The organism is Virgibacillus sp. DJP39, assembly GCF_049310925.1.
GTDB lineage: Bacteria > Bacillota > Bacilli > Bacillales > Amphibacillaceae > Virgibacillus_F.
Genome location: NZ_JBMERP010000106.1, coordinates 1 through 9,473, shown reverse-complemented (window position 1 = coordinate 9,473; position 9,473 = coordinate 1). Strand labels below are relative to the sequence as shown.

9 protein-coding genes are annotated in these 9,473 nt (G+C 36.1%); 2 read left to right on the top strand and 7 right to left on the bottom strand.

Going from position 1 to position 9,473, the window contains the following annotated elements:
- Nucleotides 1–111: 111 nt before the first annotated feature.
- The gene (locus ACOI1D_RS19735; RefSeq protein ID WP_422503706.1) at nucleotides 112–480 is read left to right on the top strand and encodes a DUF3899 domain-containing protein; all 369 of its coding nucleotides are present in this window, start codon (nucleotides 112–114) and stop codon (nucleotides 478–480) included.
- A 123-nt stretch (nucleotides 481–603) separates the two neighbouring features.
- Here the strand turns inward: ACOI1D_RS19735 and ACOI1D_RS19730 are convergent, their stop codons facing one another.
- The gene (locus ACOI1D_RS19730; protein WP_422503705.1) at nucleotides 604–1,317 is read right to left on the bottom strand and encodes a TIGR02206 family membrane protein; all 714 of its coding nucleotides are present in this window, start codon (nucleotides 1,315–1,317) and stop codon (nucleotides 604–606) included.
- 32 nt (nucleotides 1,318–1,349) lie between these two features.
- Nucleotides 1,350–1,961, bottom strand: coding sequence for a 3'-5' exonuclease (locus tag ACOI1D_RS19725; RefSeq protein WP_422503704.1), 612 nt, complete (start codon nucleotides 1,959–1,961; stop codon nucleotides 1,350–1,352).
- Between the two features lie 174 nt (nucleotides 1,962–2,135).
- Here ACOI1D_RS19725 and ACOI1D_RS19720 point away from each other — a divergent pair, with 174 nt between their 5' ends.
- On the top strand, nucleotides 2,136–3,098 hold the full coding sequence (locus ACOI1D_RS19720) for a S8 family peptidase (protein WP_422503703.1): 963 nt from the start codon (nucleotides 2,136–2,138) through the stop codon (nucleotides 3,096–3,098).
- A 59-nt stretch (nucleotides 3,099–3,157) separates the two neighbouring features.
- Here ACOI1D_RS19720 and ACOI1D_RS19715 read toward each other — a convergent pair whose 3' ends face one another.
- The 5 genes from ACOI1D_RS19715 to ACOI1D_RS19695 form a co-directional block, all read right to left on the bottom strand.
- Complete coding sequence (locus ACOI1D_RS19715; RefSeq protein ID WP_422503702.1) at nucleotides 3,158–4,063, bottom strand: DUF4349 domain-containing protein; 906 nt, start codon at nucleotides 4,061–4,063, stop codon at nucleotides 3,158–3,160.
- Nucleotides 4,064–4,330: 267 nt separating this feature from the next.
- Nucleotides 4,331–5,713 (bottom strand): DUF2254 domain-containing protein, encoded by a 1,383-nt coding sequence (locus ACOI1D_RS19710; RefSeq protein WP_422503700.1) that lies wholly within the window; start codon nucleotides 5,711–5,713, stop codon nucleotides 4,331–4,333.
- A gap of 180 nt (nucleotides 5,714–5,893) precedes the next feature.
- Entirely contained in the window at nucleotides 5,894–6,898 is a 1,005-nt protein-coding gene (locus ACOI1D_RS19705; RefSeq protein WP_422503698.1) for an NADP-dependent oxidoreductase, read from the bottom strand.
- Nucleotides 6,899–7,068: 170 nt separating this feature from the next.
- Entirely contained in the window at nucleotides 7,069–7,977 is a 909-nt protein-coding gene (metA, locus tag ACOI1D_RS19700) for a homoserine O-acetyltransferase MetA (RefSeq protein ID WP_422503697.1), read from the bottom strand.
- A gap of 80 nt (nucleotides 7,978–8,057) precedes the next feature.
- A complete protein-coding gene (locus ACOI1D_RS19695; protein WP_422503707.1) occupies nucleotides 8,058–9,422 on the bottom strand; it encodes an MDR family MFS transporter in 1,365 nt (454 codons plus the stop codon).
- Nucleotides 9,423–9,473: the final 51 nt, after the last annotated feature.

The window sequence follows — 9,473 nt, the reverse complement described above, 5'->3', positions numbered from 1 at the left end:
TTAAGTTACTCCTATCTATTCAACTAGTCAAGCATTATTTTAATTTTCAAACGATTATTTAATGTGCTATAATTGTGTAATTACAATCTTTTTTAGTAGGTGGCAATTATTATGTTACGTAAGGTTGCATCTCCAGTTTTGTTAACACTTTCAATAGCAACGATCTCCTCTCTTTTTATAGACCATTCTATTAATCTGTTAAATTTGATCAACAGTTTATTTATGTATTCTCTCCTTTTAACCGTTGTTAGTAGTGCAATGCTTGTACTGCAAGGAGGATTTTTTAATGGGATTGTAAGAAGTTCCAAACGGTTGATTAAAAATTCAAATCCTACGGTACGAGTATTAAATGAAGTCGAAGGAAAAAAAAGTGACCTCAACCCTTACAAGATAACATTTTCTTTAACTATCCCTTGTCTTGTTGCTGGGTTACTGCTTCTAGTAATATCTATTTTATTTTCTTGGGTTATTACAATCTAACGATGTATCGTTATGAAATTTGTATATAATAGCAGATTATAATGCAAAAGCAGAAAGTGTAATGTATACACTTTCTGCTTTAAGTTAGATTGAGAAATTAGTACAAAACTTTGTCACTAATTACTATTTCTTTATTCTACTATAACTATAAATTGGAAAAACTACATATAAAATAAGAAACATTGTTAATGCGACAAACTCCAAGGACAGTAAATACCAGGGATATTCCCCTAAATAATCAATCAGACTAGCATTAGAAGGCTTCCAGGACAAAAACATGTAATTTCCACCAGTTAATTGATTTATAATATAAACGAAAATGGCAATCAGATTCAAAGCTAGCATTGCTTTCCAGACTGATTTTAGTGTAGGTTTGTATTTTTTTACAGATGCCATATAAATGGACGCTAGCACAATAGCTATGTGCGCCACAAAAAAGTGGAAATAACGATAGTGCGGAAAGTCGTGATACAGCTCCGGTGTTAATAAAGCCTGTAAAGCTCCTCCTATGCCTAAAAAGAAGGTGATTTCAAATAGAAAAAATTTTTCAGTGATTAACATAAAAATACTTAAGTACAAAGAGATGGAGCACAGTTGAAAAGGTAATGTATTTTCAACATTCCATACTCCATTGAATATATACCACAAGTTTAAGGTCAATTCAGAACCAATCAACCCAAATAGAACAAAGTATTTTATGTTAAATGCATGGTTACTATTTCTCATACTGTAAACAACTATTATACAGGCAATAGTTATAGCCAGCATTATTAGATGTGACATAGAGAATAAGGTGAAATATTCACCATCATACTTATATTTAAAGTGATTTAACACGTTAATCCGTCCCTTATATTGGATTAATTAATTTAAAAATACATTCTCTTGGTACGTCGTTTAGCGTTAATTTTTGGAGTTACATAACCTCTTTCATATATTTTCCCTTTTTTCATATTACATATTTTAATAAAATCATCTAGATGTTCTGCTCCATTTTCCTGTATTGCTTTAACTAAAACCAGTGCAGCAACACGTGCATCCTCCAAGGCATGGTGATGTTCAAAGGTAATTCTGTGATGTGCTGCAACTGTATTTAAACGATGATTCATTAAATCCGGCCATATGCGTTTGGAAATCTCTACAGTACATAAATATTCCATGTCTGGGTATGTAAGATTGAAGTAATCCAATGTCTTTCTCAGGACACTCATATCGAAACTAGCATTATGAGCAATAACGGTATTATCAGTTAAATAGGATCTGAACTTCGGCCAAATTTCTGGAAAAGTTGGTGCGTCACTAACATCTTCTTCTATTATGCCATGTACTCTTATATTAAAAGAACTGAATTCCATAAGCGGATTAATTAAACTGTAAAACTCATCAACGATCCCTGTTTCATTTGCAACTACAATCCCTATTGCACATGGACTGTGTCTTTTCTCATTTGCAGTTTCAAAATCTATTGAAATAAAATTCATGTTATATCTCCTTACGTACGAATAATAATTAACACTATTATAACATGAAAAACTAATTCTTCTTCTCTAACAGTCATGTAAATTTTCCTATTACTTATGAATCTATCGCTAAACAATCTAAAATGTTAGAATGTTAGATAACATTTAGTATATCCTGTATCAGGAGGGAATGAAATGAAAAACTATGTTCAAGTTATTCCATACCTAGTGAATGAAGAGATGGATCAAATTGACAATGAGATTCCAAAAGGGATTAAACTCATTCAGGCCCCGGAGATTTGGCAGGTTACCAAGGGTAAGGGTGTCACGGTAGCGATTCTTGACACTGGATGTGACATAAACCATCCAGACTTAATGGAACGTGTCGTTGGTGGAAAAAACTTTACAGATGATGATTCGGACAATCCAGCTATTTATATGGATTATGCTGGTCATGGAACACATGTAGCAGGAACAATTGCCGCCACTCTAAACAATGAAGGGGTAACTGGTGTAGCTCCCGAAGCAAATTTGCTCATTGTGAAGGTCCTGAACAAAAAAGGTTTTGGTCAATATGACTGGATCATTGATGGGATTAACTTTGCTATCGAGCAAAAAGTAGATATTATATCCATGTCACTCGGAGGGCCAACAGACCATCCCAAGCTTTATGAAGCTATCAAAAGCGCTGTTAACGAGAATATCCTTGTCGTTTGTGCTGCTGGAAATGAAGGAGATGGTAATTTTTCAACAGATGAATTTGCCTACCCAGGAAGCTATAATGAAGTCATTAGTGTAGGTGCAATTGATTTAAACCGGCATTCTTCCGATTTCACTAATTCTAATAATGAGCTCGATCTCGTTGCACCTGGCGAAAAAATCTTATCAACGTACTTAGGTGGCAAATACGCAACATTGAGTGGTACATCAATGGCGGCGCCACATGCTTCTGGAGCATTGGCGTTAATCAAAATCGAGGCAAACAATTATTTTGATCGAGAATTATCTGAGCCTGAGCTATATGCCCAATTAATTAAACGAACTGTTCCATTAGGCTTATCACCTAAGTTGGAAGGAAATGGCCTTCTTTACTTGACAGCCCCTAGTTATCTGGCCGAACTTTTTACTCAATTGAAGACATCACTTACCGATTACTGACGTCCTTTACATTCCCAAAAATCCCCCCACGAATAGCAGCTATTCGTGGGGGGGATTTTTTAATGGTTATTCTTTCTTTTCTTTTTGACCATTATAAGTGCAACAAAACCAATGATTCCAAACACGATAAGTATTGGTAAATTTCCAATCAGAAAAACAAAGATGCCCGAAAAAGCTGCGATTAAAAAGTTAATACTTTGTAAAAACTGCTGCTTTGTTTTTTCCCATGTGTTTAACTCATCCTGGTTTATCCCTGAAATTGTTACATTTTTTTCCTGTATTTCTATCGTGATGGTTGCTAAGTCAGATTTGTTTTGTAAGTATTTCATTCTTCCCGTTATCGTTTCAATTTCTTCCTGAACTGTTGCCAAGTCTTCTGAAATAGTTAAAAGGTCTTCCGTCTTTTTTGCCTGTTCCATAAAAGAAAGTAGTCTTTTTTCCACTACTCGCTTAGATTTTAAGCGTGACTCCAGATCGATGTATTCCTCTGTAACGTCTTGACCTGAAACAGAACTTTGTATGACTTTACTGCTGCCTTCTTCAACAAACTGAATGAACTGTCTAAACTTATCCTGGGGGATTCTAGCGGTTATCTGACCATTTGTAGATCCTTCTCCGGAATCACCATACATATTCGATTCAACAATATATCCACCACGTTCCGAAACCTGCTTCTGTATATCCTTCACGGCCTTCTGAAAATTTTTCACTAATATATGAAGATTTGCCGTATAAATAATTTTCCTATTTACCTGCTGCGCGTCATTTTCTTTTGACTTGGCGCTGTCTTCTGCTGCGTTAGGTTTTCGCTCAGTGTTAGCATTATTTGTTCCAGTGTTGGCACTTTTGGATTCCTCAGAACTCTCCGCAGTTGCCATGTCTCCTGCTTCACTACTTTCATCGCTACTACAGGCTACCAACAGAGCACTAATTAGAAGAATAACCACTACAGACCACTTTTTCATCTTGACCACCCCATCTATTTACTTCCACAAAGTGTTTATATAGAAGCAAACTCTATTTGTTATATGTATAGACGGATTTGTATAACAAAATGTTACGCATTAATTTTTATGGCCACGATGCACTACGCATTTCCAACAAACGATATCGTGTAATGCTTTTTTTCTTCGTCCCTAGGGGTAGTGCTGAAATCAAGGTATCTTACAATTGATCTTAACAAACTGATTTGCGCTTGGTATGTGGACCACAAATGGGTTTCCACATACAAGCTACTTTCTTAATTGTGGATCTCTTAAGCGTTCCTCAATTTCAATGTATTCACCTAGATGACCAGTGGTATCCGCGAGGTCATAAACCTTTTTTAACAATAATTCTCTATCAATATCAAAGATAAACTCTGTATAAATATGATCCAGTGTATTCCTGGAGAAATTCCAAAGACTATCGTGTCTTGTGGAATCAATTGATTTTGCAAGCCTCTCAATCGACGCAATAAGCTCTGTTATAATCGGATAATTTTTTTGTGCATAATGACGAATTGTTCCCAGCCCTTGGTAAAGGTAATAATCAAAGTCTTCTGTCTCCATAATAAAACGAACTTGCTCATCTTCATCAGCCAGGTATGGTGAAAATGAAATATTTCTGTCCATAGTCAGTAACAAATCAGATAATTGGTGTATGGTATTGGTTGCTGTCTTGGGATCAGAATTTCCAACGGCTTTAATAGCTATCTCTGCAAGTTTATTCATTGTCATTTTAAGATCCTGAATTTCTGTTTCCTTATGCCCCATATTAATCATATCTATATATTTTTTTGGATCGACATCCTCTGCACCAGGTCCCCAATAGGATAATAATAGATTATCTTTTAAAATAAAACTTCCAATTCTAGTTTCAATCTTTATGATAATGTTATCTTTTTTAGCTTCCTCAACCATTTCATAGAAGTCAATTAGCTGTATATAACCGGTAATTGTGGCTTTTACCGTCTTTTTTTCAGATTGATATTTTTTTAATAAATCTCCAGGATTATTGGTTCGGTAATTTTCTAAATCCTTTTTTAGCGATCCATGGATGATTTCTTCTGAAACCCGCTTCATACCATCTGTTATGTTGTGAACCTGCATCCAGGCTGTAGCGTGATTAATAAAGAAAATAAAAGTAAGGGCACTTAAAAAAGCAATACCTGCCGTCGCAAAGGGAACAGCCACAAAGTATTCTACAGGATGACTGCTGATAAAAAGAAACATAACCAGGACGAACACAAAGCTCCCATTGAATATTCCCAAAACATGCTGGGTTTGTTTATCTTTTACAAAGTTTTGCAACATTCTTGGTGAAAACTGACCGCTAAAAGTAGTTAACACAACGAGGAGTGAGTTTAACGTAAATGCACTTAATGTTAAAATACCGCCAATCAATGCACTGATCAGGAGCTTAGTAGTCGCGAAACTAGCATGAAAAAAATCATTTGTGTAATCAGCCAGTCCTAATCCAACATCCAAAAAAAGTGTAAACGCCACAAGAAATATAGTCGCTACAATGTAAAAAAATGGAGTACGCCACAAGGTTAATTGTAATTCATGTTGACGTTGTCGTTTAGACATAAGAAAATACTTTTTAATAGAAGTTGGCAATAAATTAAGAAACATACGTGTTCACCCCTTTTCCTCTGCTAGCTATTAACATGCCAAACCTTATGATTCTTTTACTTACCCTTTTTAAATCTGTTTAAAACCGGTGCCTGGCCACCCGAAATATGTCGAGATATGTAGAATATTATTGTTAAGAAAGGTGCTGTTCATTTTATTAGTTAATGAACAGCACCTTTTTTACTCGATATCTGATACTTTTACAATTGCCTTTCCTAGATTCCCACCTTTAAATAGGTCAAGGAAAGCATCAATTGTGTGGTCAAATCCATCTGTAATTGTCTCTTCATATTGTAATTTACCATCCTGCAGCCATCCAGCCAATGCTTGTGAACCTTCTTTAAAGCGTTGAGTATAATCACCGACAGTAAAGCCCCTCATTAACGAACTGGTTTTAATTAGGTAACCCTGAACGCGAGGTCCAAGATCTACCTCCTCGTTATTATATGAGGAAATTGCTCCGCAAACAGGAATACGGGCAAATTTATTTAATAATGGAAGTATAGCATCGCCTATTTCTCCACCAACGTTTTCAAAATAAACATCAATTCCCTTTGGACATGCTTCACTTAGAGCCGTTCTAACGTCTTGGGTTTTGTAGTTGATTGCTGCATCAAATCCCAATTCATTTATTAGATAAGCTGTTTTCTCGTCAGAGCCGGCAATTCCAACAACATATGCGCCTTTAATCTTGGCTATTTGACCGACAATTGAACCAACTGCACCCGCAGCTCCAGATACAACAACCGTTTCTCCATCTTTAGGCTGTCCAATGTCTAAAAGTCCAAAATAAGCTGTTAATCCAGTCATACCTAATACACTTAAGTAAGCAGTAGCTGGTGCTAAATCAGCATCAATTTTACGGATCGATGAATCTTTTGCAACTGAATATTCCTGCCAGCCCAGCGGACCTGTTACGATATCATTTTTCTGAAACTTTGAGGATTTGGATTCGACAACTTGTCCAATTACGCCACTTGAAATAACTGAATTTAATTCAAATGGTGGTATATAAGATTTTGCATCGTTCATTCTTCCTCTTAAATAAGGATCAACTGATATATAGTTTGTTCGTATGAGTACTTCTCCTTCATCAGGTTCTCCGATATGTGTATCAACAAATTCAAAATTATCATATGTTGGTGTTCCTACTGGTCGTTTAACAAGTTTAATTTGTTTTTGCATTTTAAATTACACCCCTTTATTTATGTTATTCACTGCTTAAAGCTAACAGTGTGAGCTTAAGTTGATACCGCATTTGTACCCGAGTTGGTAAAAGCGTAAGTGTTTTATCAATAACAATCTATTAGTAATACAAATTCCCGGAAAAAACTTGCTTGTCGTTACTATAAAAATCAGTCCCATTCAAACGGCGTTTGTTGATAAACGTAGTAATTCAGCCAATTATAAAAAAGTAAATGGGTGTGTGACCTCCACGAGTTCAGTGGACGTTGGTCTGTGTTGTTATCCGGAAAGTAATTTTTTGGTATAGCAACATCTTCCCCTTTAAGAATATCACGCTTATATTCATCAGCAAGCGTTATGGCATCATACTCGAGGTGACCAGTGATCATGATATGCTTTGCATCTTTAGACATGATGATAAATGGTGCCTCTTCCTCAGAGGATGAGAGCAATGTTAAATCCGGATTTTTACTTATTTCCTCACTTGAAACAGTTGTGTGTCTTGAATGAGGTGCATTGAAAACTTCATCAAATCCACGAACAAGCTTGATTGTTGGATCGGAAAGCTGATGTTTAAAAATGCCAAAACATTTTTTAGGTAATTCATATTTTCCAATTCCATAATGGTAATATAATGCAGCTTGTGCTCCCCAGCAAATATGAAGAACAGAGGTCACATTTTGTTTAGACCATTCCATTATCTCTTTTATTTCTTCCCAATAATTTACCTCTTCAAACTCTAATCGCTCAATGGGCGCTCCGGTAATTATCATACCATCGAAACGGCGATTTTTAATGCTCTCAAATGTTGAATAGAACGTGTCAAGATAGGACTTGCTAACATTTTTTGACTCATGGGTAGCCATTCTCAAAAAAGTGATATTGACCTGCAATGGTGTATTTCCTAATAATCTTAAAAGCTGCAGCTCTGTCTTTTCCTTCTCAGGCATTAAATTCAAAATCACTATATTTAATGGGCGGATGTCCTGGGTTCTTGCTCGGTCCTCATCCATAATAAATATTTTTTCCTGTTTTAACGCTTCTCTTACAGGTAATTTCTCAGGAATGTTTATGGGCAACTGACACCCCTCCTTCCTTATTTTAGGTAATGTTTCCTATTATAAGGTTAAGTGCATATTTCAGCAATTCCTAAAGCCTATCACGCCTTAGAATCAACCGCTTTATTCTCCGGACTTTTAATAAAGAAGGATATAATTAGACCCACAATAGCAAAGATTCCTGCTACTATAAATGACACGTTAACACCATGTACCGCTCCGTTGACACCTTGGTCTGGCAGGGCGCTATTTGTCATTACGGTTATCAGCAATGCGGTACCAACTGCCCCAGCTATTTGACGCATTGTGTTGTTCATTGCGGTGCCATGTGGTATTAAATCTACTGGTAACTGATTCAATCCAGCTGTCGTTACTGGCATCATAACCATTGCGACTCCAAACATCCTTACAGCATTAACTACTGTCAGGTACATAAATGTTGTTTCAGAAGAAAGATCAGTAAACATAAATGTTGTTACGGTTATAATGGATAATCCTATAATCGCCAGCCATCTAGCACCAAATTTATCAAATAACCTACCTGTAACAGGATTCATAATCCCCATTAAAAGAGCTCCGGGCAATAGCATCAAGCCTGATTCCAATGCAGTGAAACCCAGCATATTCTGCATTAGTAACGGTAATACAATTGATCCTCCGATCATTGCAATAAATACAACCATTCCAAGTACAGTAGTTAAGGTGAAAACTTTATTTTTAAATACCCTGAATTCAAGTATTGGTTCATCTAATTTCAACTGTCTGAATATAAACCAAGTAAGTGCAATAATACCTACAATCATAGAAACGATAACCTGCATACTATCCCATCCACTTCCACCTGCAGTACTAAATGCATATAATATGCCGCCAAAACCTAAGGAAGACAGGATGATGGACAAGATATCAAGCTTGGGAAATGTTTGCTTTGTTACATTTTTAAGAATGATGTAAGCAACAATGATATCAACTATAATAATTGGCAGAATCACATAGAATAGACTTCTCCATGGGAAATGTCCTACCAGCCATCCTGATAAGGTAGGACCTATTGCCGGTGCAAAAGAAATAACTAAACCGAACATACCCATAGCCATTCCTCGTTTTTCAATAGGAAAAATCAAGAATAATATAGTTTGCATAAGTGGTAAAATTATACCTGCACCAGAGGCCTGTAGAATTCTCCCTACCATTAAAACTCCAAAACCTGGTGCGACTGCACAAACAATCGTGCCTACAGCAAACAGTCCCATTGCAGTAAGGAACAATCCTCTAGTAGTATAACGGCCAATTAAAAACGCCGTAATTGGAATCATAATACCGTTAACCAACATGAAAATAGACTGTAACCATTGGGCAACATTTGCATCCAGGTTTAAGTCATTCATAATATGTGGTAATGCCGTAGCTAATAACGTCTGATTTAAAATGGCTACGAAAGCCCCTGAAATTAATACAATTAAAATCGGCCACTTATTGAAAGTTGGCTCTCCAGGTTGTACCGTATCTTTACTTTT

Excerpts from the sequence above, each read along its gene's own strand:
- ACOI1D_RS19735 (WP_422503706.1), top strand. The coding sequence starts at position 112 with ATGTTACGTAAGGTTGCATCTCCAGTTTTGTTAACACTTTCAATAGCA.
- ACOI1D_RS19725 (WP_422503704.1), bottom strand. The coding sequence starts at position 1,961 with ATGAATTTTATTTCAATAGATTTTGAAACTGCAAATGAGAAAAGACAC.
- ACOI1D_RS19720 (WP_422503703.1), top strand. The coding sequence starts at position 2,136 with ATGAAAAACTATGTTCAAGTTATTCCATACCTAGTGAATGAAGAGATG.
- ACOI1D_RS19715 (WP_422503702.1), bottom strand. The coding sequence starts at position 4,063 with ATGAAAAAGTGGTCTGTAGTGGTTATTCTTCTAATTAGTGCTCTGTTG.
- ACOI1D_RS19710 (WP_422503700.1), bottom strand. The coding sequence starts at position 5,713 with ATGTTTCTTAATTTATTGCCAACTTCTATTAAAAAGTATTTTCTTATG.
- ACOI1D_RS19705 (WP_422503698.1), bottom strand. The coding sequence starts at position 6,898 with ATGCAAAAACAAATTAAACTTGTTAAACGACCAGTAGGAACACCAACA.